Annotated in this window: 16 protein-coding genes and 1 pseudogene; 13 read left to right on the top strand and 4 right to left on the bottom strand. The window is 71.3% G+C overall.

Translation table 11 applies throughout. The features are described 5' to 3' along the window. Positions 1-152: 152 nt before the first annotated feature. Positions 153-2969 (bottom strand): glycoside hydrolase N-terminal domain-containing protein, encoded by a 2817-nt coding sequence (locus AB0A74_RS30695; protein WP_358254890.1) that lies wholly within the window; start codon positions 2967-2969, stop codon positions 153-155. Positions 2970-3112: 143 nt separating this feature from the next. On the opposite strand from AB0A74_RS30695, the gene AB0A74_RS30690 reads away from it, so the two are divergent. The 6 genes from AB0A74_RS30690 to AB0A74_RS30665 all read left to right on the top strand — a co-directional run bounded on the left by AB0A74_RS30690 (position 3113) and on the right by AB0A74_RS30665 (position 12982). Beyond that, entirely contained in the window at positions 3113-4123 is a 1011-nt protein-coding gene (locus tag AB0A74_RS30690) for a LacI family DNA-binding transcriptional regulator (RefSeq protein ID WP_358254888.1), read from the top strand. A 117-nt stretch (positions 4124-4240) separates the two neighbouring features. Further along, positions 4241-5548 (top strand): beta-xylosidase, encoded by a 1308-nt coding sequence (locus AB0A74_RS30685; RefSeq protein ID WP_358254886.1) that lies wholly within the window; start codon positions 4241-4243, stop codon positions 5546-5548. A 90-nt stretch (positions 5549-5638) separates the two neighbouring features. Next, positions 5639-7099 carry an endo-1,4-beta-xylanase gene (locus AB0A74_RS30680; RefSeq protein ID WP_358254884.1) on the top strand — a complete coding sequence of 487 codons (1461 nt, stop codon included), beginning with the start codon at positions 5639-5641 and terminating at the stop codon, positions 7097-7099. Between the two features lie 25 nt (positions 7100-7124). Further along, on the top strand, positions 7125-9944 hold the full coding sequence (locus tag AB0A74_RS30675; RefSeq protein ID WP_358254882.1) for a PQQ-dependent sugar dehydrogenase: 2820 nt from the start codon (positions 7125-7127) through the stop codon (positions 9942-9944). Positions 9945-9962: 18 nt separating this feature from the next. Continuing rightward, positions 9963-11654 carry a ThuA domain-containing protein gene (locus AB0A74_RS30670; protein WP_358254880.1) on the top strand — a complete coding sequence of 564 codons (1692 nt, stop codon included), beginning with the start codon at positions 9963-9965 and terminating at the stop codon, positions 11652-11654. Continuing rightward, complete coding sequence (locus AB0A74_RS30665; protein ID WP_358254878.1) at positions 11651-12982, top strand: RICIN domain-containing protein; 1332 nt, start codon at positions 11651-11653, stop codon at positions 12980-12982. Before AB0A74_RS30670 ends, AB0A74_RS30665 begins: the two co-directional genes overlap by 4 nt. 72 nt (positions 12983-13054) lie before the next feature. Here the strand turns inward: AB0A74_RS30665 and AB0A74_RS30660 are convergent, their stop codons facing one another. Beyond that, on the bottom strand, positions 13055-14365 hold the full coding sequence (locus AB0A74_RS30660) for a PHB depolymerase family esterase (RefSeq protein ID WP_358254876.1): 1311 nt from the start codon (positions 14363-14365) through the stop codon (positions 13055-13057). Positions 14366-14483: 118 nt separating this feature from the next. On the opposite strand from AB0A74_RS30660, the gene AB0A74_RS30655 reads away from it, so the two are divergent. The 7 genes and pseudogenes from AB0A74_RS30655 to AB0A74_RS30625 all read left to right on the top strand — a co-directional run bounded on the left by AB0A74_RS30655 (position 14484) and on the right by AB0A74_RS30625 (position 23519). Next, the gene (locus AB0A74_RS30655) at positions 14484-15404 is read left to right on the top strand and encodes a PaaX family transcriptional regulator C-terminal domain-containing protein (RefSeq protein WP_358254874.1); all 921 of its coding nucleotides are present in this window, start codon (positions 14484-14486) and stop codon (positions 15402-15404) included. A 209-nt stretch (positions 15405-15613) separates the two neighbouring features. Continuing rightward, positions 15614-17032, top strand: a complete 1419-nt coding sequence (locus AB0A74_RS30650; RefSeq protein ID WP_358254872.1) for a cellulose binding domain-containing protein — start codon at positions 15614-15616, stop codon at positions 17030-17032. Next, positions 17026-18366 (top strand): annotated as a pseudogene (locus tag AB0A74_RS30645) (alpha-galactosidase); the annotation flags it as partial. The gene AB0A74_RS30650 and the pseudogene AB0A74_RS30645, both read left to right, overlap by 7 nt. Before the next feature lie 62 nt (positions 18367-18428). Then, a complete protein-coding gene (locus AB0A74_RS30640; RefSeq protein ID WP_358254892.1) occupies positions 18429-19085 on the top strand; it encodes an alpha-galactosidase in 657 nt (218 codons plus the stop codon). 185 nt (positions 19086-19270) lie between these two features. Continuing rightward, positions 19271-20716, top strand: coding sequence for a non-reducing end alpha-L-arabinofuranosidase family hydrolase (locus AB0A74_RS30635; RefSeq protein ID WP_358254870.1), 1446 nt, complete (start codon positions 19271-19273; stop codon positions 20714-20716). Positions 20717-20789: 73 nt separating this feature from the next. Beyond that, positions 20790-22103 (top strand): cellulose binding domain-containing protein, encoded by a 1314-nt coding sequence (locus tag AB0A74_RS30630; RefSeq protein ID WP_358254868.1) that lies wholly within the window; start codon positions 20790-20792, stop codon positions 22101-22103. A 315-nt stretch (positions 22104-22418) separates the two neighbouring features. After that, positions 22419-23519, top strand: coding sequence for a ricin-type beta-trefoil lectin domain protein (locus AB0A74_RS30625; protein ID WP_358254866.1), 1101 nt, complete (start codon positions 22419-22421; stop codon positions 23517-23519). Between the two features lie 102 nt (positions 23520-23621). Here the strand turns inward: AB0A74_RS30625 and AB0A74_RS30620 are convergent, their stop codons facing one another. Both AB0A74_RS30620 and AB0A74_RS30615 read right to left on the bottom strand, forming a co-directional pair. After that, a complete protein-coding gene (locus tag AB0A74_RS30620; RefSeq protein WP_358254864.1) occupies positions 23622-25571 on the bottom strand; it encodes a beta-galactosidase in 1950 nt (649 codons plus the stop codon). Between the two features lie 122 nt (positions 25572-25693). Then, the gene (locus tag AB0A74_RS30615) at positions 25694-26731 is read right to left on the bottom strand and encodes a LacI family DNA-binding transcriptional regulator (RefSeq protein ID WP_358254862.1); all 1038 of its coding nucleotides are present in this window, start codon (positions 26729-26731) and stop codon (positions 25694-25696) included. Positions 26732-26802: the final 71 nt, after the last annotated feature.

Genomic DNA, 26802 nt, shown 5'->3' with positions numbered 1-26802 from the left:
CGGGGTCGGCCAAAAAACTTTCGCTCGTTCCTCGCGAAACTTTTTCAGGCCGACCCCGGCGATCTGTGGTTGGGCTGCGCCCAGGCCGTACGGGGAACGAACCGAGGCCCTTCCTGTGGCTTGGCAGCCCGGTGAAGAGCGCGCCTGCGGCGCTAGGCGGGGTTCAGGTGGAAGCGTTGGTTTGTTGCGCCTGTGACGGACCATTGGGAGATTTTTGTGCCGTCTGTGGTTGCGGCTTGCCAGACGTCCAGGGCCAGGCCGCTCAGGCGGTTGATCAGCGAGATCGTGCCGCTGCCGTGGTCTACCAGGCGCCACTGTTGGGCGGTTGAGTTGGTGTCTGGTTGTTGGACGATGTCCGCGCCGCTTGTTGTGCTGGTCGCTTGGAGGACCAGGCCGCTGTGGCGGGCGCGTACGCGGTAGTGGCCGTCGGTCGATGGTATGAAGTCGAACTGTTGGTTCAGGCCGCTTCCTGTTGTCCACTGGATCAACAGCGCGTCTGGCGTTTGTGAAGCGCCGTTGATGTCCGCTGCCTTTCCGCTGTGCACCGCGACCAGTCGGTAGTGCACGCCGGGCTCGACCACTCCTGACGCCGTCACGGTGACGCGGTAGGTGTGGCCGGCCTGGGTTGCGAACGTGATCACGTCCGGCTCTGGGCGCGTGAACGTGACCGGTGTTCCGGTTGTGGTGTCGTGGAGTTCGACGGTTCCGGTGAGAGTTCTGTTGCGCAGCTTCACGGGGCCGGTGCGGTCTGTGGTGACGGTGATGGTTGTCGCACGGCCGTTGGCCCATGTTGCCCCTACGGTGTAGCCGCCGCGGCCGCGCAAGCCTGTGACGCTGCCGGTCGGCCAAGCCGGTGGTAGGGCCGGCAGGGTGTGCAGTTCGCCGTTGTGGCTGTGCAGGAGCATTTCCGCGATGCCCGAGGTGGCCCCGAAGTTGCCGTCGATCTGGAACGGCGGGTGCAGGTCGAACATGTTCGGGGCCAGGCGGTCCGGCCTGATCAACGCTCGGATGAGGTCGTGTGCTCGGGTTCCCTCCTCCAGGCGTGCCCAGAAGTTGATCTTCCATGCCAGCGACCAGCCCGTGCCGGCGTCGCCGCGCAGTTGGAGGGTGCGTCGGGCCGCGTCGAACAGGGCCGGGGTGCCTCGCTTGGTGATCTGGTTGCTCGGGTGCAGGCCGTACAGGTGGGAGACGTGGCGGTGGTTCGTCTCGGGTTCCACCCAGTCGTGCAGCCACTCCTGGATGTTGCCGCGGGAACCGACCTTCATCGGCGCGAGCCTCGACCGTGCGGACGTTATTTGGCTGCGGAAGTCCGCGTCCACTCCGAGGATCTCGCTGGCCTTGGCGCAGCCGTCGAACAGGTCGCGCAGGATCTGCATGTCCATGGTGGGGCCGGCGCAGATGGACGCGCCGGCGTGGTGGGGGAGTTCCGGCGAGTTCGACGGGTTGGTCACCAGGACCCGCAGCCTCGGCTCCTCGACCAGGGTGTCCAGGAAGAACCGGGCGGCGCCCTTGAGGGCCGGGTAGCGGGAGCGCAGGAAGTCGACGTCCCCGGTGAACAGGTAGTGGTCCCAGATCATGGTGGCCAGCCACGCCCCGCCCGTGGGCCACATGCCCCACAGCGCGCCGTCCACGACCGACGCGCCGCGCCAGCCGTCGGTGTTGTGGTGGGTCACCCAGCCGCCCGCGCCGTACTGCGCCGACGCCACCCGCGCGCCGGTCACGGTCAGGTCGTCGATCATGTCGAACACCGGCTCGTGGCACTCGGCCAGGTTGGTGGTGTCGGCGGGCCAGTAGTTCATCGGCAGGTTGGCGTTCAAGGTGTACTTGCTGTCCCACGACGGGGCCATCTGGTCGTTCCAGACGCCTTGGAGGTTCGCGGGCTGGGTGCCTGGTCTCGACGATGAGATCAGCAGGTAGCGGCCGTACTGGAACAGCAGCGCCGACAGTTGCGGGTCGTTGGTGGTGGCGTGGTTGGTGATGCGGGTGTCGGTGGTCTGGTCGGCGGCCGGGGTGCGGCCCAGGTCGAGGGTGACGCGGGTGAACAGGCGCTGGTAGTCGGTGACGTGCCGGGCGCGCAGCGTGTCGTGGGCCGGTGCGGCGTTGAGGTGTCGGTGCGCGATGCCGGCGTGGTCGCCGTTGACATTGCGGTAGTCGACGTAGCTGGTGCCGATGGAGACCAGCAGGGTGACGCTGTCGGCGTTGTTCACGCGCAGCGTGCCGCCGGAGCTGGTGGTGCTGCCGCCGCTGGGAACGGCGCGGGCCAGGGCGGTGAAGCGGACCGCGCCGGGGATGCCGCGGTGGTCGCCGGAGACGCCGGTCAGCGCGATGGTCGTGCCGTCGGGGCTGGACGCGGTCGCGCGCTGCGGCGTGCCGAACGACGCGGTGAACGAGATCGAACCCGGTCGGTCGGCGGTCAGGCGGACGGCGATCACCTGGTCGGGGGCCGAGGCGAGGACCTCGCGCCGGAACCCGGTCCCGTTGGCCACGTAGGTGACGACGGTGGTCGCGGTGGTCAGGTCCAGCCACCGTTGGTAGCCGCTCACCGCGCCCGGCGCGGGGAACGCCAGCCGCAGGTCGCCCACGGGCTGGTAGGCCAGCTGCGCGGCGGGTTCGCCCAGCATGGTGCGGTTGGCCAGGTCCTGCGCCTGGGTCCACTGGTCGGCGAACACCAGCCGCCGGATCTCCGCCAGCGACCCCGCGCCCCGGGGGTTGGTGTAGTCGTGCGGCCCGCCGGCCCAGAGGGTGTCCTCGTTGAGCTGCAAGCGTTCGGTGTCCGTGCCGCCGAACACCATCGCGCCCAGCCGGCCGTTGCCGACCGGCAGCGCCCGCAGCCAGTCCGTCCCGGCGGGCTCGTCGTACCAGAGGGACAGGTCGCCGGCCGGGGACGCGGCGTGCGCGGTCGAAGGCAGGCCCACGGACGTCAGGGCCGCGCCCAGCACGATCGCCTGCCGTCGGGAAAGTTCCGTCATGGGTGTGCTCCACGGGTCGAACCGGTTCGAGCGGAGCGGCGTCACGCCAACGTAATGACGGGCGCAACGCTGCGCAAGACTCGTATGATCGCCTGTGGTCGAACGCGTCGAACGGCGCGTCGAATCGGTTGGACGGTGAGCGCATGAACATCGGCGAGATCGCCAGGCGCGCGGGCGTGGCGCGCAGCACGGTGTCCTACGCGCTGAGCGGCAAGCGGCCGGTCGCCGAGGCCACCGCCAAGCGGATCAACGACGTGATCAGCGAGCTGGGCTACCGCCCCAACGCCAGCGCCCGCGCCCTGGCCGAGGGCCGCACCCGCACGCTGGGCCTGGTGATCCCGCCCGCCGGCGCGCGGCTGACCGGCGTGCAACTCGGCTTCGTCGCGGGCGTGGTCGAGGCGGCGGCGGCGCACGACCTGGACGTGCTGGTCTCGCCCAGCGGCGGCCGGCACGACCGGTCCTTCGAGCGGATCGTCGCCGGGCGGCGCGTGGACGGCGTGGTGCTGATGGAGATCCTGCTCGACGACCCGCGGGTGGCCCGGCTGGAGGACAGCGGCCTGCCGTTCGTCACCATCGGCCACGTCCAGGACCCCGGCGCGTCGTGGTGGGTGGACGTGGACTACGCCGCGCTGATCCGGCGGTGCGTGCACCACCTGGCCGACCTGGGCCACGAGGAGGTGGTGCTGGTGAACCGGTCCGCGGAACTGGTCGCCTCCGGGTACGGGCCGGCCGCGCGCTCGACCGCGGGCTTCCTGGAGGCGGCGGGGGAGCGCGGTGTCCGGGCGCACGTGGTGACCTGCCCCGACGAGCCGGGGGCCGGGTTCGCCTGCTTCGAGGACATCCGCACCCGCCTGCCCGGGGTGACCGGGCTGGTGACGATCAACGAGGCGGCCCTGCCCGGCCTGCAACGCGCGTTGCAGCGCGCCTCCCTGGAGGTGCCGCGCGACTTCTCCATCACCGGCGTGGTCGCCGACCACCTCGCGGAGGACTTCCACCCGCCGCTGACCGCGGCCGACGTGCCGGCCGTCGAGATGGCCCGGATCGCCCTGGAGCTGCTGGTGGAGCGCATCGCCGACCCCGCCGCGCAGCCCCGCCGCGCCCTGCTGGTGCCGCCGGTGACGCTGCGGTCGAGCACCGGGGCCAGGCGCCGCTGAAACAGTTGCGCGAAACGTTTCGCGTTGTGGCGGCCATTGTGTGTCCGCCGAAGCCCGGCGTACGGTGATCCGAGCGCTCGAACCGGTTCGATCCTCGTTCGGCTCCGGGAGTTCGATGTGGACACCACCCGCCACGGGTTAAGCGCCGCCGCCGTCATCACCGCGCGACCGTCACCCGACGAGTCCGTGGGCGTCGACTTCTCCGTGACCGGCGGCGCGCCGACGCACCGGGCCTCCGGCTGCATCTACGGCATGACCGAGGACGCCTCCGCCCCGCCGGACGGCTTCTTCCACGACGTCCGGTTCCGCGCCCTGCGCGCGGGCGGCGCGCAGCTGGACAGCCCGGGCGGCTGGGTGTCGGGCCGCTACGACCGGCGGTGGCGGGCCACCCGCGCCCAACTGCTGCGCGCCCGCGCGCTGGGCGGCGAGTTCGTCCTGCTGCCGCACGACCTCTGGGGCGCGGACGGCCACCCGATCGCCCGGTTCCCCGGCGACGACGGCGACTGGACCGACTACGACGACTTCCTCTCCCGCGTGGTCGCCGACGTCCGGGCGACCCGCGCGCCCGTGCGGTGGGACCTGTGGAACGAGCCCGACCTCGCGGCGTTCTGGAACCGCCCGCAGGCGCAGTACCTGGAGCTGTGGCGACGCACGCACCGCCGCGTGCGCGCCGAGTTCCCGACGCACGCGGTCGTCGGTCCCAGCACGGCCGGCGCGCCGACGACCGAGTCCGGCTGGTGGACGCGGTTCCTGGACTTCGCGTGCGCGCACGACGTCGTGCCGGACGTCGTCAGCTGGCACACGCTGCCCGGGGATCCGGTGGCGACCGCGGCGGCGGCCGACGCGAGCCTGACCGCCCGCGGCATCCGACGCCCGTACCAGATCAACGAGTACGGGGCCGCGGCCGAGCAGCACCCCGCCGGCGGCGCGTGGTACGTCGCGCGGCTGGAACGGGCCGGTGTGGACGGCCTGCGCGCCAACTGGGCCGCCGGCGGCGACCTGCACGACGACCTGGCCGGCCTGCTGGTCCGGGACGCGTCCGGACGGCACCGGCCCAGGGGCGAGTGGTGGGTCTACCGGTTCTACGGCACGCAGACCGGCGTGACCGCGTCGGTGACCCCGGGGGTTGACCACGACGCCTTCGCCACGAAGACCATCGGCGGCGCGAAGGTCCTCGTCGGTGGTCGGGCGACCGGGGACGTCGTGGTCGGCTTGCGCCGCCTGGACACCACGAGCGGCATCGTGGTGGACGACCGGGTGCGCGTGCTCGTCGAACGCATCCCGCACAACGGCGGCGCGGCCGTGGACGGGCCGGTGACCGTGCGGGACGCGGTCGTGACCCTCACCGACAACGGCACGACGGTGCGCCTGCCGCACCACACCGCCGAAGACGCTTTCACCATCACGCTGCTACCCGCTCGCTGACTCACGCGGTCGGCACGGCAGCCGCGTCGACCGCGTACTTCTGGGAGCGCTCCCGGAAACCTGGCCATCCTCCAACGGCGAAGGAGAACCATGACCCCGCACACCCGCCCGACCCGATGGCGGCGGACGCTCCTGCGCTCCGCCACCGCTTCACTCGCCCTGGCCGCCGCGGTGACGCTCGTGCCGACCCCGGCGACAGCGGCCGAAACCACCCTCGGCGCGGCGGCGGCCCAGAGCGGTCGCTACTTCGGCGCGGCCGTGGCCGCGGGCCGCCTGGGCGACAGCCAGTACACGACGATCCTCAACCGCGAGTTCAACTCCATCACCGCCGAGAACGAGATGAAGTGGGACGCCACCGAGCCCTCCCGCGGCACGTTCACCTTCGGCGGCGCCGACCGGATCGCCAACCACGCCCGCGCCAACGGCAAACGCCTGCGCGGCCACACCCTGGTCTGGCACTCCCAGTTGCCCACCTGGGTCCGGGACATCCGCGACGCCGCCACCCTGCGCAGCGTGATGAACAACCACATCACCACCGTCGCGACGCGCTACCGCGGCCAGATCGACTCCTGGGACGTGGTCAACGAGGCGTTCGCCGACGGCACCACCCAGCTGCGCCCCTCGGTGTTCCGCGACGTGCTGGGCAGCGGGTTCATCGAGGAGGCCTTCCGCACCGCCCGCGCCGCCGACCCCGCCGCCAAGCTCTGCTACAACGACTACAGCGTCGAGGACTGGAACGCGGCCAAGACGCAAGGCATGTACGCCCTGGTCCGCGACTTCAAGGCCCGCGGCGTGCCGATCGACTGCGTCGGCTTCCAGGCGCACTTCGGCTCCGGCGGACCGCCCGCCACCTTCCAGACGACGCTGACCAACTTCGCCGCGCTCGGCGTGGACGTGCAGATCACCGAGCTGGACATCGCCGGCGCGCCCACCACCGGCTACGCCAACACCGTCCGCGCCTGCCTGAACGTCCCGCGCTGCACCGGCATCACGGTGTGGGGCATCCGGGACAGCGACTCGTGGCGGTCGGGCGAGAACCCGTTGCTGTTCGACCGATCCGGCAACAAGAAGCCCGCCTACGACGCCGTCCTGTCGGTGCTGAACGGCGGCACCGGCGGCGGCGGGGTGCAGGTCGGCGTGAACTACCGGCTGGTCGCCACGCACAGCGGCAAGGCGGCCGACATCTCCGGCGCGTCCACGGCCGCGGGCGCCCAGCTGATCCAGTGGACCGCCGGCAGCGGCCTCAACCAGCAGTTCGACTTCCTGTCCTCGGGCGAGGGCCACTACCGGGTCCGCGCGCGGCACAGCGGGTTGGTGCTGCAACCGTCCGGCACGGCGTCCGGCGCGGACGTCACCCAGCAGCCGGACACGAACGCGGCGGCCCAGCAGTGGCGGGTGGTCGAGCACGGCGGCGGCGTGGTCAGCCTGGTCAACCGGGCCACCGGCCTCGCGCTGGACGTCTGGGGCGTCTCGACCGCCGACGGCGCGCGGATCTCCCAGTGGACCTACACCGGCGCCGCCAACCAGCGCTTCACCCTCACCCGCGCCTGACCCGAGACCGAAGGTGTCACCCCCCATGAAGAACAGACTGACCGCGGCGCTCTCGGCCGCCCTGCTCGCGGTGGCCGGTGCGGTGGCCGTCACCACCGCGACCGCGCCGCCCGCCGCCGCGCACGGCGTCAACCCCGCCGACTTCCAACAGGTCGAGCTGGCCAAGGGCGTCGCCGAGATGGGCGAGCCCATGTCGATGACCGTCCTGCCCGACCGCTCGGTCCTGCACACCTCCCGCAACGGCGCCATCCGCCGCACCACCGCGGCCGGCACCACCAGCGTGATCGGCACCATCCCCGTCTACACCCACGACGAGGAGGGCCTGCAGGGCATCGCGGCGGACCCGAACTTCGCCACCAACCGGCACGTCTTCGTCTACTACGCCCCGCCGCTGAACACGCCGGGCGGTGACGCGCCGTCGGCCGGAACCGACTTCTCGGCGTGGAACGGCGTCAACCGGCTGTCCCGCTTCACCCTCAACACCGACTTCACCCTCAACACGTCCAGCCAGGTCACGGTGCTGGACGTGCCCACCAGCCGGGGCATGTGCTGCCACGTCGGCGGCGACATCGACTTCGACGCGGCCGGCAACCTGTACCTGTCCACCGGCGACGACACCAACCCGTTCGACTCCGGCGGCTACACCCCGATCGACGAGCGCTCGGGCCGCAACCCCGCCTACGACGCCCAGCGCAGCGCGGGCAACACCAACGACCTGCGCGGCAAGGTGCTGCGGATCAAGGTCAACCCGGACGGGACCTACACGATCCCGGCGGGCAACCTGTTCGCCCCGGGCACCGCCCGCACCCGGCCCGAGATCTACGCGATGGGCCTGCGCAACCCGTTCCGGTTCAACGTGGACAAGGCGACCGGCACGATCTACCTGGGCGACTACGGCCCCGACGCGGGCGCGGCGAGCAGCACCCGCGGCCCGGCGGGCATGGTGGAGTTCAACCGGATCACCTCGGCGGGCAACTACGGCTGGCCGTACTGCGTGGGCGGCAACACCTCCGCCGAGGCCTACGTGGACTTCACGTTCCCGTCCGGGCCGTCGGGCAGCCGGTTCAACTGCGCCGCGCCGGTCAACAACTCGCCCCACAACACCGGCCTGGGCACCCTGCCCGCCGCGCGGGCCGCGTGGATCAAGTACGACAACTGCTCCTTCGCCGCGTTCGGCTGCGGGTCGGAGTCGCCGATGAGCGCCCCGGTCTACCGGTACGACGCCGCCAACCCGTCCCCGGTGAAGTTCCCGCAGTCACTGGACGGGCACGTGTTCACCACCGAGTTCGGCCGCCGCTGGATCAAGGTCGTGGACGTCAACGCCGACGGGTCGGCCGGGCAGGTCAGCGACTTCCCGTGGCGCGGCACGCAGGTCATGGACGCCTCGTTCGGCCCCGACGGCGCGCTGTACGTGCTGGACTACGGCACCGGCTGGGGCAGCGGCGACGCCAGTTCCGCGCTCTACCGCATCGAGTACATCGGCAGCGGCAACAACCGCGCGCCGATCGCCAACGCGTCCGCCGACCGCACGTCCGGCGGTGCGCCGCTGGCGGTGAACTTCTCGTCGAACGGCTCCTCGGACCCCGAGGGCGGCGCGCTGACGTACTCGTGGAACTTCGGTGACGGCACCACGTCGACCGCGGCCAACCCGAGCAAGACCTTCACCGCCAACGGCCAGTACACGGTGACGCTCACCGTGCGCGACCCCGGTGGCCTCACCGGCAGCACCAACCTGACCATCACGGTCGGCAACGCCGCGCCCGTGGTCACGCTGAACACACCGCCCAACGGGTCGTTGTTCAGCTTCGGCGACACCATCCCGTACACGGTCACGGTCACCGACGCCGAGGACGGCACGATCGACTGCACCCGGGTGAAGGTGTCCTACATCCTCGGTCACGACAGCCACGGCCACCCGATCACGTCCAAGACCGGCTGTTCGGGCACGCTCCAGATCCCCGTGGACGGCGAGCACGACACGGCGGCGAACCTGTTCGCGGTGTTCGACGCCGAGTACACCGACAACGGCGCGAACGGTGTCCCGCCTGCCACCACGCACACCCAGCACACCCTGCAACTGCGCCACCGGCAGGCTGAGCACTACACGTCCCAGTCGGGTGTGGGGCTGTACGACAAGACCGCGGCCGAGGGTGGTCGCACGGTCGGCGATGTGCACAACGGGGACTGGATCGCTTTCCAGCCCTACAACCTGACCGGCGCGACCCGGTTCACCGCGCGGGTGTCGTCGGCGGGGGCGGGCGGCACGATCACCGTGCGCACCGGCTCGGCGAGTGGTCCGGTGCTGGGCACCGCGACCGTGCCGGTGACCGGCGGCTGGGACACGTTCACCGAGGTGTCGGCGACGTTGACCAACGTGCCGACCACGACCGGTCCGCTGTACCTGACCTTCGCGGGCAGTGGCACCGGTTTCCTGTTCGACGTGGACGCGTTCACCCTGGGGACGTCGACCGGGACGCGCACCGGTCCGATCACCGGCGCGGGCGGCAAGTGCGTGGACGTCAGCGGTGGCAGTGCCGCTGACGGGGCGCGCATCCAGTTGTGGACCTGCAACAGCGGCACGAACCAGCAGTGGACGGTCCAGGGTTCGACGCTGCGGGCGCTGGGCAAGTGCATGGACGCGGCCGGTACCGCCGACGGCAGCGCGGTCCGGTTGTGGACCTGCAACGGCGGCACGGCGCAGAACTGGTCGGTCGGCGCGAACGGGTCGCTGGTCAACGCGTCCGGCAAGTGCCTCGACGCGAACGGTGCTTCGACGGCGGACGGGACGGCGCTGATCGTCTGGTCCTGCCACGGCGGTGCGAACCAGCGCTGGACGCTGCCCTAAGCCTGTGGGAGGTTCGAGATGAAATCCTTTGTGAGAAGGGCGTTCGGCGCCGCGTCGGCGGTGTTGGTCGCCGGTGCGGTGGTCGGCGCGCCACCGGCCGCGGCCGTGGACACGCCCTACGACGTGCTGGTCTTCTCGAAGACCGCCGGGTTCCGGCACGATTCCATCGCCGTGGGCACCCAGATGATCCGGGACCTGGGTGCGGCCAACAACTTCACGGTGACCGCGACCGAGGACTCGACCCAGTTCAACGCCACCAACCTGGCGCGGTTCGAGGCGGTGGTGTTCCTCAACACCACCGGGGACGTGTTGAACGCGACGCAGCAGAGCGCGTTCGAGTCCTACATCCGGGGCGGGGGCGGGTACGTCGGCGTCCACTCGGCCGCCGACACCGAGTACGACTGGCCGTTCTACGGGGAGTTGGTGGGCGCGTACTTCTCGTCGCACCCGGCGATCCAGCAGGCGACCGTGCGGGTGGAGAACCGGGCGCACCCGGCGACCGCCCACCTGGGTTCCAGTTGGGTGCGCACCGACGAGTGGTACAACTACCGGACCAACCCGCGGTCCACGGCCCGGGTGCTGGCCACGTTGGACGAGTCGACGTACTCGGGCGGCTCGATGGGTGGCGACCACCCGCACACGTGGTGCAAGTCGGTCGGCAGCGGGCGGTCGTTCTACACCGGCAGCGGTCACACGCAGTCGTCGTACTCGGAGGCCGGGTTCCGGTCGATGGTGCTGGGCGGGCTGCGGTACGCGTCCGGCCGGGCCAAGGCCGACTGCCGGCCGGAGACCGGGTACACCGCGCTCTACAACGGTTCCACCACCGGGTGGTCGCAGGCCGGGCCGGGCGGCTTCGCCAACTCCGACGCGACCCTGCGGTCCTCGGGCGGCCTGGGGCTGTACTGGTACAGCGCCCGCGAGTTCCGGTCGTACTCGCTGAAGGCGGACTGGCGGGTCGACGGGGACGACAACTCCGGTGTGTTCGTCGGGTTCCCGGCCAGTTCCGATCCGAACTCGGCGATGGCCAACGGGTACGAGGTGCAGATCGACGCCACCGACACACCGGACCGGACCACCGGGTCGGTGTACGGGTTCAAGGCGCCCGACACCGCGGCCCGGGACGCGGCGTTGAACCCGCCGGGGGAGTGGAACACGTTCGAGCTGCTGGTGGAAGGCGAGCGGCTCCAGGTGTTCCTGAACGGGGTGAAGATCAACGACTTCACCAACGCCGATCCGGTCCGGTCGTTGGCCTCCGGGCACATCGGCTTGCAGAACCACGGGACCGGCGACGACGTGTCGTTCCGCAACGTGCGCATCAAGGAGCTGGGCGGCACCACGCCGCGGACCGGGCCGATCCGGTCGGCCGGCGGGAAGTGCGTCGATGTGAGTGGCAACAGCTCGGCTGATGGTGCGCGGATCCAGTTGTGGAGCTGTCACAGCGGGGCGAACCAGCAGTGGACCGTCGAGGGATCGACGCTGCGGGCGTTGGGCAAGTGCATGGACGCCGCCGGCACCGGGGACGGCAGTGCGGTGCGGTTGTGGACGTGCAACGGCGGTTCCGCGCAGAACTGGACTGCCGGGCCCAACGGGTCGCTGGTCAACGCTTCGGGCAAGTGCCTTGACGCCAACGCCGGGTCGTCGGCGGACGGTACGGCGTTGATCGTCTGGTCTTGCCACGGTGGCGCCAACCAGCGCTGGACGTTGCCATGAGCGGCCGGGGCGTTGTCGCAGGCGCTGTGACGCTGCTCTTGGCCGGAACGCTCTCCGGGTTCTCCGCACCGGTGGCGTCGGCGGCGACCGTGGACACCAATGCCTGGTACGTCCTGGTCAACCGCAACAGCGGCAAGGCACTGGACGTTTACGGCGCGGCCACTGGTGACGGTGTTCGGGTCTCGCAGTGGACGCGGAACGACGGGACCAACCAGCAGTTCCAGTTCGTGGACTCCGGCGGTGGTTATTACCGGGTGAAGGCGCGGCACTCCAGCAAGGTGTTGGACGTGTCGGGGGCTTCCACCGCCGATGGTGCGGCGGTCCAGCAGTGGTCTGATCACGGTGGGGCCAACCAGCAGTTCCGGCTGGCCGACTCGGCCGATGGCCACGTGCGGCTGATCAACCGGAACAGCAACAAGGCGGTCGAGGTCCAGGGAGCGTCCACCGCGGACGGTGCGAATGTCGTGCAGTACAGCGATCACGGTGGGACCAACCAGCAGTGGCAGCTGGCGAAGGTCGACGGTGGTGGCACGCCGGGTGGCTCCGGGTGCGGCAAGGCGCCTGGGCTGAGCAGCGGGTCGCACACGATCACGAGCAGCGGGAAGTCCCGCAGCTTCATCGTCCGGGTGCCGACCGGGTACGACCAGAACCGGGCGTACCGGCTGATCTTCGCGTTCCACTGGCGCGGCGGCACGATGAACGACGTGTCGTCGGGCGGGACGAGTGGTGCGGCGTGGTCGTACTACGGGATGCAGGAGCAGTCGAACAACGGCGCGATCCTCGTCGCGCCGCAGGGTTTGGGGAACGGGTGGGCGAACTCGGGCGGCGAGGACGTCACGTTCGTCGACGACATGATCCGGCGGATCGAGGGTGCGCTGTGCGTGAATCCCGGGCAGCGGTTCGCCATGGGGTTCAGCTATGGCGGCGGGATGAGCTACGCGCTGGCTTGTGCTCGGGCGACGGTGTTCCGCGCGGTGGTGGTGTACGCGGGGGCGCAGTTGAGCGGGTGTTCCGGTGGTAGCCAGCCGATCGCGTACTTCGGCATCCACGGGATCTCGGACAACGTCCTGAACATCGGGCTGGGACGGGGGTTGCGGGACACCTTCGTGCGGGCCAACGGGTGCACGGCGCAGAGTCCGCGTGAGCCCGGGGGCGGCAGCCTGACGCACATCACGACGGCGTACTCCGGTTGTCGCGCGGGGTATCCGGTGCAGTGGGCGGCGTTCGACGGTGGGCACATGCCGGGCCCGGTGGACGGGTGTGCTTGTGAGAGCGGGGTGCGGACCTGGACCAAGGGTGAGGCTTGGCGCTTCTTGTCCCAGTTCTAGCTCTGCTCGGCGATGAGCCCGGCGCTCCTCCTCGGGGCGCCGGGCTTTCCCATCGGCAGTGGTCGCGGAGGTTCACGTGATCGTGCAAGGGGTGTCGTTGAGGGTGAAGCCGGTCGGCTTCGAGGTGTTGCCGGTGTGGGTGGCCTGGAAGCCGATGGTCGTGGGCGTGTTGGGCGGGAGCGTGGCGTTGTAAGGGGCGTTCTTCGCCGTCACCTGGCCCGACGCCGGCGCGTAGGTGGCGTTCCAGCCGCTGGTGATGGTCTGGCCGCCGGGCAACGTGAAGGTCAAGGTCCAGCCGTTGATGGTCGTGGGACCGGTGTTGGTGAGGGTGATGTTCTCGGTCAGGCCGGTGTTCCAGGCGTTGATGGCGGCGGTCACCTGACAGGTGCCCGGGTTGGGCGTCGTCGTCGTGGTGGTGGTCGTCGTGGTCGTGGTGGTGGTGCCCGGGCTGGTCAGGCCGAAGAAGGCGAGGGCCTGAGCGGCCATGCCGGCGCTGGGGAGGGTGTGGCCGGCACCCTGGATGCTGTAGGCCTCGACCTGGACCGTTCCGGTGCTGTCGGCGTAGCGGCGACGGTTCCAGCCGGGTTGGGGGGTGTCGGTGTTGGTGGGGGTTTGGGACAGGCCGAAGACGTTGGTCCACTGCTCGATCGACTCCTGGAGCAGGGAGTACGGGACCAGGGTGTCGTTGGTGCCGTGCCACAGCTGGATCCTGGGGCGTGGACCGGTGTAACCCGGGTACGCCTGGCGAACCGCGTCGCCCCACTGTTGGGGCGTGCGGTTGGCGCCTCCGCTCCCGGTGCACTTGCTGGAACCCGGCGGGTAGTCGGCGGCGTTCGCGAAGCAGGTGAACGGGACGCCCATGAACGCCGCGCCCGCCTTGAAGACGTCCGGGTACAGGGCGAGCATGTGGTTGGTCATCATGCCGCCGGAGGAGGAACCGGTGGCGAAGACCTTGCCGGGGTCGGCGCCGTAGCGCTGCTTGACGTAGTTGATCATCGAGATGATCGAGCCGGGGTCGCTGCCGCCGCCCCGTCGTTTGGCGGCGTCGGACCAGGTGTCGAAGCAGTTGCCGAAGCCCGCCTGCTGTTGGGCGCTCGGGTAGATGACGACGTAGCCGTGTCGGTCGGCCAGCGACGAGAACTCGCTGCTCTGGTGGAAGCCCGGCCCCGATCCGCCGCAGCCGTGCATCGCCACGACGATGCCGGGAGCGGCGGGGCGGGTGTCGGGCACGTAGACGTGCATCCGCATCCCGCCGGGGTTGTCGCCGAAGTTCGCGACCTCGGTCAGGGTGGCGGCCGATGCCGGTTCGGGAGTTGCGGTGACCAGGGCTGTGACGGTCAGTGCGGTCACCGCGGCGAACACCACGCTCGGTAGGACCTTCATGCGCTGGACCCCTTCGTTTCGCGCACGGTCGAGGAAGGTGGCGGTGTGACACTCAGCCTGGCGGCGGGCCCGGGAACTGTCAAACGTCGCGTCTCGATCGCCCGGTTAGAGTCGGCTCGTGACCAGCCCGTACGACATCGAGGAGATCTTCCCGGACGACGGGGTCCGGTTGCCGCGCAGGCAGAGCGGGGGATCGCCCCAGGGGTTGGCCGTCACCCTGTTGGCCGACTACACCCTGCGTGATCGGGCTTGGTTGCCGACGGGGGCGCTCGTGGCGTTGCTCGGCGAGGCCGGGGTGAGCCACGCCGGTGCGCGGGCCACGATCAGTCGGTTGGCCCGCAGGGGTGTGCTGGAGGGCAGCCGGCGGGGGCGGACCAGTTCCTACCGGTTGACGGTGGGCGCGGCGGCCGTGTTGGCGGCCGGTGGTCGGGTGATCTTCGCCCCGGCGCCGGACCACGAGTGGGACCGGTGCTGGACGTTGATCGCCTTCACGTTGCCCCAGGGGGATGTCGCGGGGCGGCGGGAGTTGCGGGGGAAGTTGCGGTGGCTGGGGTGCGCGCCGCTCTACGACGGGTTGTGGATCTCGCCGCACGACCTGACCGGTGAGGTCCGGTCACAGCTGGTGGGACCGGCCTCCGGGGCGTTGACGGTGTTCCGGGCGCGGCACGTCGACCTGGGGGAGTCGGTGGGGCGTGACCCGGTGCAGGCTTGGGACACGGCCGCCATCGCCGGGCGGTACGACGCGTTCATCCGGCGCTGGGAGCCGGTGCGGGGGCGGGTTGGTGGCATCACCGGGGCGGAGGCGGTCCGGACCCGTACCGAGGTGATGGACACCTATCGGCGGTTGCCTGTGCTGGATCCCGGGTTGCCCCGGGTGTTGCTGCCGGCGGACTGGCCGCGTGAGCCCGCGCGGGAGCTGTTCGCGGCGCTCTACGACGGGTTGGCGGGAGCAGCGGAGGACCACGTGCGGGAGGTGGCCGGTCCCGGGGTTCGGGCGCACACGGTGGCGGAGTTGGTGGCGGGGTTCCGAGTCACCTGAGTTCACGCTGCCCGTCCCGGGGCCGGGTTCGGGCGGAACTGAGGTCTTCACGGTTCGGGACATCTCCGCTACCTTCTTGGGAGCGTTCCCAGGAGCTGTGCGGACGGCCGGTTCGGGCCACAGTGGACAGATGACCGCACGGCCTTCCTGTCGATCCCGTTCCCCGGCGCGCCTTCCGCGCTGCGTCGACCATCCATGGAGGACACCCAGTGCACCGGTCCCGGGTGGCGGCCACCGCCGTCCTCACCGCCGCGTTGACCGCGGCCGGCACCATCGCCAGCGCCCCGGCCCAGGCCGCCGAGGGTTGCCGGGTCGACTACAACGTGACCAACCAGTGGCCGGGCGGGTTCACCGCCGACGTGCGGGTCACCAACCTCGGCGACGCGGTCAACGGCTGGCGGCTGACGTGGTCGTTCGGCGCGGGCCAGCGGGTCACCGCCTCGTGGGGCGCGACGGCCACCCAGTCCGGCGCGCAGGTCACCGCGGTCAACGCGAGTTGGAACCCGGCCCTGGGCGCCGGCGCGTCCGCGTCGTTCGGCTTCAACGCCAACGCGGGCGGGTCCAACCCCGCGCCCACCGACTTCGCGCTCAACGGCACCGCGTGCACCGGCGCGCCCGCGCCCGCCGACCCGCTCGCCCGAGCCCACACCGCGGGCCGGGTCACCCCGGACGCCCGCTACTCCTGGCCCGGCGTCTACTTCGAGGGCCGCGTCCGGGGCACCGGCGTCGGGATCGTCCTCGACGACGCGAACAACGACTACGACGTGCAGGTCGACGGCACGACCGTCGCCACCCTGGTCACCCCCGGCAAGACCACCCACTGGGTGAACGGCCTGAGCGACACCGAGCACCGCGTCCGGCTGGTCAAGCGGACCGAGAGCACGTGGGCGGCCGGGCGGTTCGGCGGCTTCGTGGCCGCGCGAGGCGGGCAGGTGCTGGAGAAGCCCGCCGCGCGCACCCGGCAGATCGAGTTCATCGGTGACTCCCTGACCGTCGGCTACGGCAACATGTCCTCCCAGCGGGACTGCTCGTCCAACGGCGGGGTCCACCGCAACACCAACACCGACCTGAGCTACGGGGCGCTGACGGCGCGCTCGCTCAACGCCGACTACCAGGTCAACGCGTTCTCCGGCATGGGCATGGTGCGCAACTACAACGGCGGTTCCCCCAACGTCACCTACCGCACCTTCTACGACCGCGCGCTGCTGCACGTCGAGGGTGACGTGTGGCAGAACCCCGGCACGTGGAAGCCGCAGCTCGTCGTCGTAGGCCTGGGCACCAACGACTTCTCCACCGCGATCAACCCGGGCGAGCCGTGGACCCCGGAGAGCCTCCTCGCCGCCTACAAGTCCGCCTACCAGGGCTTCCTGGACAAGCTGCGCACCCGCTACGGCGCCGGCACGACGATCCTGGTCAGCGCCCACGGCTCCGGGACCCTGCCCGACGCCGCCCGCCAGGTCGTGCGGGACCGCAACGACCAGGGCGACGGCCGGGTCCGCTTCTGGGGCTACGACGGCAGCGCCGCGCTGGACCTGCTCGGCTGCGACTGGCACTACTCGGCGCGCGACCACCGGCTGCTGTCCGGCTCGCTGGCCGACCACATCGCCCGGCTCGGGCTGGTGTGGTGACGCGCTTCCAGTGGGGCAACGACGACCTGGCCGCCGAGTTCGCCCTCACCGAGGACGACGTCCTCCGGCTGGAACGGCTCAGCGCGCCCAGCGCGCACCACCCCGACGCGCCCGTGCCACTGGTGGCCGTGTCCGCGACCGGCCACGGCCGGACTTGGTCGGGCAACCGGTTCATCCACACCACGATCGGCGAACGGCTGCGCCACAAGGAACACCGCTCGACCCACGAAGACGGCCTGCGGACGCTGACGATCGAACTCCACGACCCGGAGACCGCCCTGACCGCCGAGGTGGTCTACCGCCTGGCCGACGGCATCCCCGTGCTGCGCGCGGAAGTCCTGCTGCGCAACGACGGCCCGACCGCCCTGCACCTGGAAACCGTCAGCTCGCTCGCCGTCGGGTGCCTCACCGAGGCCCTGGACGACGCCGAGGTGATGTGGGCGGACAACGACTGGTTCGCCGAGTGCCGGTGGCGGCGCGAGCCGCTGCGGCTGAGTTCGCCGATGATCAGCGGACGGGTGCGGATGGGCTACGGCCGGGGCGCGTTCGTGCTGGCCGGCCAGGGTGCGTGGTCCAGTTGCGGCACGCTGCCGATGGGCGGCCTGACCGACCGTCGGACCGGGCGGACCTACGTGTGGCAGGTCGAGCACAACGGGGGCGGCTGGCGTTGGGAGTGCGGCGAGCGCGAGGGTTCCGCGTACCTGGCGGCGTTCGGCCCGTGCGAGAGCCCGCACGGCTGGCGGCACACCCTCGAACCCGGCGCGGAGTTCCGGACCGTCCCGGTGGCCCTGGCCTACGGTGATCAAGGCCCGGACCAGGCCTTCGCCGCGATGACCGAACACCGTCGCGCGACCCGCCGGCCGCACCCCGACCACGAGCAGCTGCCCGTCATCTTCAACGATTACATGAACTGCCTGATGGGAGACCCCACCACCGCGAAACTGCTGCCGTTGGTCGACGCGGCGGCGGAGGCGGGCGCGGAGTACTTCGTCATCGACGCTGGCTGGTACGCCGACGAGGCGGAGAACTGGTGGGACACGGTGGGCGCGTGGGAACCGTCGCAGACCCGGTTCCCCGGAGGGATCCACGAGGTCCTGGACCACATCCGGCACAAGGGCATGGTGCCCGGCCTGTGGCTGGAGCCCGAGGTGGTCGGGACGCGCAGCCCGGTCGCCGACGCCCTGCCCGAGGAGGCGTTCTTCCGCCGCGAGGGCCTGCGGGTCGTGGAAAGCGGCCGGTACCAGCTCGACCTGCGCCACCCCGCGGCCCGCGCCCACCTCGACCGGGTCGTGGACCGGCTGGTCGGCGAGTGGGGCGTCGGCTACCTCAAGCTGGACCACAACGTCGACCACGGGCCGGCACCAGCGGCCACCCCGGTGAGAGCCCCGCCGATGGCATGCTCGGCCACCACCGTGCCCACCTGGACTGGCTGGACGGCGTCCTGGACCGCCATCCGCACCTGGTGCTGGAGAACTGCGCCTCGGGCGGGATGCGCATGGACCACGCGATGCTGTCCCAGATGCAGGTGCAATCCACCAGCGACCAGCAAGACCTGGCCCGGTACGCGCCGATCGCCGCCGCCGTGCCCACCGCGGTCACCCCGGAGCAGGCCGCGGTGTGGGCGTACCCGCAGCCGGAGGACTCCCTCGACGAGGTCGCGTTCACCATGGCCTCCGCCTTGCTGGGCCGGGTGCACCTGTCGGGACGCATTCCCGAACTCACCCCCGAAGCCCGCGCGCTCGTGCACGAGGCCGTGGCCGTCTACAAGGAGATCCGCGCCGACCTGCCGCACGCGCTGCCGTCGTGGCCGCTGGGCCTGCCGTCCTGGGACGACCCGTGGATCGCCCTGGCACTGGACACGCCCACCACCACCTACCTGGCCGTGTGGCGGCGCGGCGGCGAATCCACCACCACGCTGAACGTCACCGAGCCGGCCAACGTGGACGTGCTCTACCCGAGCAACAGCCAGGCGGTCTGCGAACCGCACCCGAACGGGCTCGCGCTCACCCTGCCAACCGCCCCTTCCGCCGTGCTGCTGCGCCTTGAGCCATAACTTGTTCGCGTTAACAAGCAGCCGCCGATCTCGCCCTTGGAGGCGCAGATCAAGGCGCGTGAGCGCTAACAAGACGGCGTTGACGCTGGGTGTCCCGCTCGTTACATTGGCCCGAAAGTTAACAGCTTCCCTGCCGAAAATTTCGAAACGCTCGGCTGCCCGACCGATCCCAGGAAGGTCTGGTCATGCTCTCGATACGACGCTTCTCGTCGCGACGGGCCAAGGTCGCCGTCGCGGCGCTCGCGCCGGTCGCCGCCCTGTCCGCGCTGACGGCGGTCTCCGCGCCGGCCTCGGCCGCGCCGGGCTGCTCGGTCGCCTACACCTCCCCGTCCCAGTGGCAGGGCGGGTTCACCGCGAACGTGGCGATCACCAACGTCGGCGACGCGGTCGACGGGTGGACCCTCACGTGGTCGTTCCCCGCCGGCCAGCGGGTGACGCAGGCGTGGAACGCCGACGTGACGCAGAGCGGCGCGCAGGTGACGGCGAAGAACGTCTCCTACAACGGGTCCATCCCCACCGGCGGCAAGGTCGAGTTCGGCTTCAACGGCTCGTGGACCGGCGGCAACCCCGCGCCGGAAGCCTTCAGCCTCAACGGAACGCCGTGCACCGGAGGGGTGGTCCCCACGTCCACCACGACGACGACCACCACCACGGGCACCCCGCCGGTCGGCAGCCTGCCGTCGAGCTTCCGGTGGTCCTCCAGCGGCATCCTGATCAGCCCGAAGCCCGACGCCACCCACCCCAACGTGGCGGTCAAGGACCCGAGCGTGGTCTACCACAACGGCAAGTACCACGTGTTCGCCTCGACCTACACCGACGGCTACAACCTGATGTACACCAGTTTCACCGACTGGTCCCAGGCGTCCTCCGCCCCGCACCACTACCTGGACCGCACGGCCGTCGGCACCGGCTACAAGGCCGCGCCGCAGGTGTTCTACTTCGCGCCGCAACGGCTGTGGTACCTGGTCTACCAGACCGGTGACAACGCCTCGTACTCCACCAACACCGACATCGCCAACCCGGCGACGTGGTCCGCACCGCGCGGCTTCTACGCCAACGGGATGCCGCAGATCATCCGCGACAACATCGGCAACGGCTACTGGGTGGACTTCTGGACCGTCTGCGACAGCGCCAAGTGCTACCTGTTCTCCTCCGACGACAACGGCCACCTCTACCGGTCGGAGACGAACCTGTCGCAGTTCCCCAACGGCTTCACCAACACCGTGATCGCGATGCAGGACGCGGACAAGAACCGGCTGTTCGAGGCGTCCAACGTCTACAAGATCGCGGGCAAGCAGCAATACCTCCTGGTGCACGAGGCGATCGGCACCGACGGCCGCCGCTACTTCCGCTCCTGGACCGCGCCGCAGATCACCGGCCCGTGGACGGCGCTGGCCGACACCGAGGCCAACCCGTTCGCCCGCGCCAACAACGTGACGTTCCCGAGTGGACAGTGGACCCGGGACATCAGCCACGGCGAGGTGGTGCGCACCAACGTCGACCAGACGATGGAGATCAGCCCGTGCAAGCTGAGCTACCTGTACCAGGGTCTGGACCCCAACGCGGGCGGTGAGTACAACCGGCTGCCCTGGCGCCTGGGCCTGCTGACCCAGACCAACTCCACCTGCTGAGGGCACGCGGGACCCGCGCCCCCATCCGCCGCCGCACGCAACCCCCCAGTAGACGGCAGAAAAGAGCTGCTCAATGTCGAGGCACAGACTCTTCGGGCCGGCATCGGCCGCCGTGTTCCTGGCCGTGGCGCTGGTCGCCACGGCGGTCGTCGCCGGCGTCAGCCAGGCCACGTCCACCACGTCGTCCACGTCGGTCGGCACGCTGGCGGCCAGCGCCGGCTGCGGCAAGGCGCCGACCCTGCGCAGCGGGACGCACACCATCACCACCAGTGGCAAGAGCCGCCAGTTCGTGCTGCGCGTCCCCGACGGTTACGACAACACCCGGCAGTACCGGCTGATCTTCGGCTTCCACTGGCGCGGCGGCAGCATGAACGACGTCGCCACGGGTGGCAGCAGCGGCGCGGCCTGGGCGTACTACGGGATGCAGGAGCAGTCGAACAACAGCGCGATCCTCGTGTCGCCACAGGGCTTCAACGCCGGCTGGGCCAACTCCGGCGGCGAGGACGTCACGTTCGTCGACGACATCATCAGGCGCGTCGAGAGCGACCTGTGCGTGGACACGGGGCTGCGGTTCGCCATGGGCTTCAGCTACGGCGGCGGCATGAGCTACGCGCTGGCGTGCGCGCGGGCGACGGTGTTCCGCGCGGTCGTGGTGTTCGCGGGCGCGCAGCTCAGCGGGTGCGCCGGCGGTACCCAGCCGATCGCGTACTTCGGCATCCACGGCATCTCGGACAACGTCCTGAACATCGGACTGGGCCGGGGCCTGCGCGACACGTTCGTCCGCAACAACGGCTGCGCCGCGCAGAGTCCACGCGAACCGGGGGTGGGCAGCCGGACGCACATCACCACGACGTACTCGTGCCGAGCGGGCTACCCGGTCCAGTGGGCGGCCTTCGACGGCGGTCACGCCCCGGCCCCGGTGGAGGGCTGCGGCTGCGACGACGGCGCCCGGACGTGGACGAAGACCGAGGCGTGGAAGTTCATCTCGCAGTTCCAGGGCGACACCCCGCCGACGAGCACCACCACGACGACCACGACCACCACCACGACGACCGACAACCCGCCCGGCGAGAGCTGCCGGGTGACCGACGCCGTCAACGCCTGGAACACCGGCCTGACGTCGGAGATCGTCATCACCAACACCGGCAGCTCACCGATCAGCGGCTGGTCCCTGGTCTTCACCCTGCCGGGCGGTCAAACGATCACCAGCGGCTGGAACGCGTCGTACTCGCCCAACTCGGGCCAGGTGACGGCGCGCAACGTCGGGTACAACGCCGACATCGCGCCGAACGGGTCGGTGAGCATCGGCTTCCAGGCGACGCACACCGGCAACACCGCCGAGCCGACGTCGTTCACGCTCAACGGCGCCAACTGCACCGTGGCTTGACCGGACGCTTCGCGCGAAGGGCGGCGGCACTGTCCGCCACCCTTCGCGCGAAGCACTTGCGGCCGTCTTCGCCGGAGAAGCGGCGCGGCGGGTTGGGTGGCGGTGCGGTCCAGTCGGGTGGGGTCGCCGGAGTCGTCCTGTCGGGTCCTGGCCGCGATGCGCTCGTAGACCGCCCGGTGGCCCACGTTCGAGTCATCGGCCGCCACTCGCGCTTGCGGACGACCGTCTCAAGTGGTCGATCGCTTGACACCGGATCTCCGCCTCCAGTCCACTGTTAGCGCTAACATCTCCACCTCGACGATGAGGGAGAACCCGATGCGTGCACGGTTGAGGCGGTTGTCCGCCTTCGCTGCCACCCTGGTCGCCGCCGCACTGCTGCCCACCGCCCCCACCCCCGCCCACGCCGAGTCCAACGGCGGCACCCGCGTGATGCCCCTGGGCGACTCGATCACCGAAGGCACCCAGATCCCCGGCGGCTACCGCATCGGCCTGTGGCAGCGGTTCGGGGCCGGGAACTACCGGGTCGACTTCGTGGGTTCGCAGTTCAACGGCCCCGCCTCGCTCGGCGACCACGACCACCAGGGGCACCCGGGTTGGCGCATCGACCAGATCGACGCCAACATCGTCACCTGGCTGCGCGACACCAACCCCCGCACGGTCCTGCTGCACATCGGCACCAACGACGTCCTCCAGAACCACAACCTCTCCGGCGCGCCGGGCCGGCTGAGCGCCCTCGTCGACAAGATCACCGCGACCGTCCCGAACGCGGACGTGTTCGTCGCGACGATCATCCCGATCTCCAACGCCGGCCAGAACTCCGCCGCCCGCGCCTACAACGCCACCATCCCCGGCATGGTGCAGAGCAAGGTCAACGCCGGCAAGCGCGTGCGCCTCGTCGACATGCACTCGGCCCTCACCACGGCCGACCTGATCGACGGCGTCCACCCCACCGCCACCGGCTACGACAAGATGGCCGCGACCTGGTACTCCGCACTGCGCTCGGTGCCGGGCAGCATCGGCGACCCGGTCGCGCCGGGCAAGCAGATCGTCGGCATCCCCTCCGGCCGCTGCGCGGACGTCCCGGGTGCGACCACGACCAACGGCACGCAGCTCCAGCTCTGGGACTGCCACGGCGGCACCAACCAGCAGTGGACCTACACCAGCGGCAAGGCGCTCACCGTCTACGGCACCAAGTGCCTCGACGCCTCCGGGTCGGGCACGGCCAACGGCACCCAGGTCGTGATCTGGGACTGCCACGGCGGCACGAACCAGCAGTGGAACGTCAACTCCAACGGCACCGTCACCAACGTGCAGTCCGGCCTGTGCCTCGACGCCTCCGGCTACGGCACCGCCAACGGCACCAAGCTGCAGCTGTGGTCCTGCACGGGCCAGTCCAACCAGCAATGGCGGATCTGACCTCCACGCACGGAGTTCGCCGCCCCGCGGGCAGGAGACCCGCGGGGCGGGGCTCTTCAGACGATCACCGGTTCGAGATCGAGAAGCATGAGCGGGACGACATCACGTCTGCTCGTCGGTGCGGAGCACGGCGCAGCCGCCGGGTGGGACGTGCGCCACGACCCGGTCGGTGACCAGGTCGTGCGTGGGGCGGGGGAGTGGCACGGTGTGCGTGCCGTGGTTGAGCAGGAACAGCCACCGGCCGCGGGTGACCGCCTCCACGCCGGGCGGCCACGGGCGCTCGATGCCGGTTTCGTCCAGCAGGCGGCGGACCAGCGCGCCGTAGTCGACCGGGAGCGTCGAGAGGTACCAGGCGCGGCCGTGTCGGGTGAGCGCGGGACGGCCGGCGAGCATCCCGTGGGTGTAGGTCGCGACCGCCTCCGCGCCCTCCAGCCGCAGGTGCTCGCTCCACGTCGTGGCCCCGGTGCCGTCGGACAGGGTGATCCGCTCGTCGCGCCGCAGCGGCCGGTGCTCCTCGACGCGGACGCCGAGGGCTTCGCGCAGGGCCGGCGCGGGGTAGCCGCCGAGCCGGGCGTGCGGGCGTTCGTCCACCACCCCGCTGAAGTGCCCGACGAGCAGCGTGCCGCCGCCCTCGACGTAGTCCCGCAGGTTCTCGGCGGCGGCGTCGGAGAGCAGGGGCAGCGCGGGGGCCAGCACGAGCCGGTAGCGGGACAGGTCGTGGTCGGGGTGGGCGAAGTCGGTGACCACCCCGGCGTCCCACAGCGCCCGGTGCGCCCGCCGCAACGCCGAGTGGTAGTCCAGGTCGCGGGACGGCAGGCCGTCCACTTCGGACGCCCACCACGCGTCCGCGTCGTGCAGCACGGCCACCGGCGCGGTCACGGTGGACCCGGCCACCTCGCCGAGCCGGGCCACCACCTCGCCCAGCGCGACGACCTCGCGGAAGACGCGGCTGTCCGGACCGGCGTGCGGCACCATCGCCGAGTGCCACGTCTCCGCGCCCGCCCGCGACTGCCGCCACTGGAAGAACAGCGCGCCCTCGGACCCGCGGGCGATGTGGCCCAGGCTGTGGCGCAGGATGTCGCCGGGTTCCTTGGCGAGCGTCCGGTCGCCCGCGTGCACGGTGTTGGCGCCCTGCTCCATCAGCAGCCACGGCCGGCCGCCGCCGAACGAGCGCGCCCGGTCCGCGCCGAACGCCGTGTCCGCCGCCGCGTCGAGGCCGGGACCGTCCGGGTAGTGGTCGACGGCGACGACGTCCACCTCCCGGCCGAACGCCCACAGGTCCAGGTTCTGGTAGCCGGGCAGCATGAGGTTGGTGGTCACCGGGCGGTCGCTGTGGGCGCGGATCGCGTCGCGCTGCTCGCGGTAGGCGGCCAGGGCGAGGTCCGAGCCGAAGCGGCGGAAGTCCAGCGCCTGCCCCGGGTTGTGGTGCCACTGGGTGGCGCGCGGCGGCAGCACCTGCTCCCAGGAGCCGTAGCGCTGGCTCCAGAACGCGGTGCCCCACGCGTCGTTCAGCGCGTCCAGCGAGCCGTGCCGGTCGCGCAGCCAGTCCCGGAACGCGGCGGCGACGTGGTCGCACCAGCACGAGGTGGCGTACTCGTTGTGCACGTGCCACAGAGCGACCGCCGGGTGGTCGCCGTAGCGCTGCGCCAGGGCGGACGCGACGCGGCGGGAGGCGTCGCGGTAGGCGGGCGCGGCCAGGCAGTAGGTGTCGCGGCTGCCGTGGACCAGCCGGGTGCCCTCGGGGGTGACCGGCAGGGCGTCGGGGTGGGCGAGGGTGAACCACGGCGGCGGGGACGCGGTCGGGGTGGCCAGGTCGACGGCGACCCCGTTGGCGTGCAGCCGGTCCAGGTGGGCGTCGAGCCAGGCGAAGTCGTAGCGGCCCTCCTCGGGCTCCAGCAGCGCCCAGGAGAACACGCCGACCGTCGCGAGGTTCACCCGCGCGCGGCGCATCAGCTCGTCGTCCTCGGCCCAGACGCGCCGGCCCCACTGCTCGGGGTTGTAGTCGCCGCCGAACGCGAGGCCGCCGAGGCGGTCGGTCAGGCTGGGGTGCATGGGCGCTCCCGGCGGGATCGGGGCACGGCGGGGCCGGCCCCCCGGTGGAGGGCCTCGCCGTGCCGGTCAGGTGGTCGGTGGGGTCAGGCGGTGGGGGAGCCGGGGCCGTGGGGCAGCGCGGGTCAGGGTTCGGGGTCGCGTCTGGGGGCGGGGCCGGTGCTCTCGCGGACGGTCAGGACGGGGCTGAGCAGGACCAGTTCGTCGTCGGGCCGTCGGCCGCGCCCGGCCGCGGTGATGCGCTTCATGACGTGCTCGACGGCGACCCGGCCGAGTTCCCGGGCCGGGCCGGTGACCGCGGTGAGGCTGGGCGCGTACTGCTCGGCCAGCGGTTCCGCGCACAGCGCGATGACCGAGGCGTCCTCGGGCACGGTCCGCCCGCTGGTGCGCAGCAGGCTGAGCAGCGGGCCGATGGCGCCCTCGTTCTGCACCACGAACCCGGTCGTGCCGGGCCGGTCGGACAGGATGCGGGCCAGCGTCCCCGCGGTGCTCTCGTAGGTGCCCTCGCACGGCCGGTGCACGAAGCGCAGGCCGCGTTCGCCCGCCCGCTCGCGGAACCCGGCCAGGGTCCGCTCGGCGTACCCGGCGTGCCGCTGGTAGGTGCTCGACCCGTAGCCGATGAACGCGACCTCGCGGTGGCCCAGGTCGGCCAGGTGGTCCGCGCACTGCGCGCCGGCGGCGGCGAAGTCGTGGTCCACGCACGACAGCCCGGCCCGGTCGTCGGGCAGCCCGATCAGCGCGGCCTGGGTGCCCAGCTCGCGCAGCACCGGGATGCGCTTGTCGTCCAGTTCGACGTCCATCAGGATCACGCCGTCCGCCAGCCCGCTCAGCGCGACCCGCCGGACCCCCTCCGGGCCCTCGTCGTTGGTGATCAGCAGCACGTCGTAGCCGTGCTTGCGGGCCGCGACGGTGACCGAGATGGCGATCTGCATCATGATCGGCACGTACACGTCCGAGCGCAGCGGCACGACCAGCGCGATGATGTGCGAGCGGCGGGCGGCCAGCGCCCGCGCCCGGGCGTTGGGGTGGTAGCCCAGTTCCGCCACGGCGCTCTCGACGCGGCGCCGGGTCTCCTCGGAGATCGTGCGCTTGCCGCTGAGCACGTAGCTGACCGTGCTCGCGGACACGCCCGCGTGCCTGGCCACGTCGGCGAGTGTCACCATGCGTCGCTGCTCCTGCTCGGTTGTGCTTCGGTCTGCGCGGGACCCGCGCCCGGCCGGGTCCGTCGAGTCTG

The sequence above is a fragment of the Saccharothrix sp. NPDC042600 genome, from assembly GCF_040647305.1.
GTDB lineage: Bacteria > Actinomycetota > Actinomycetes > Mycobacteriales > Pseudonocardiaceae > Actinosynnema > Actinosynnema mutabilis.
Note: the sequence above shows the minus strand (reverse complement) of the source record. Positions and strands in the feature narration are given on the sequence as shown.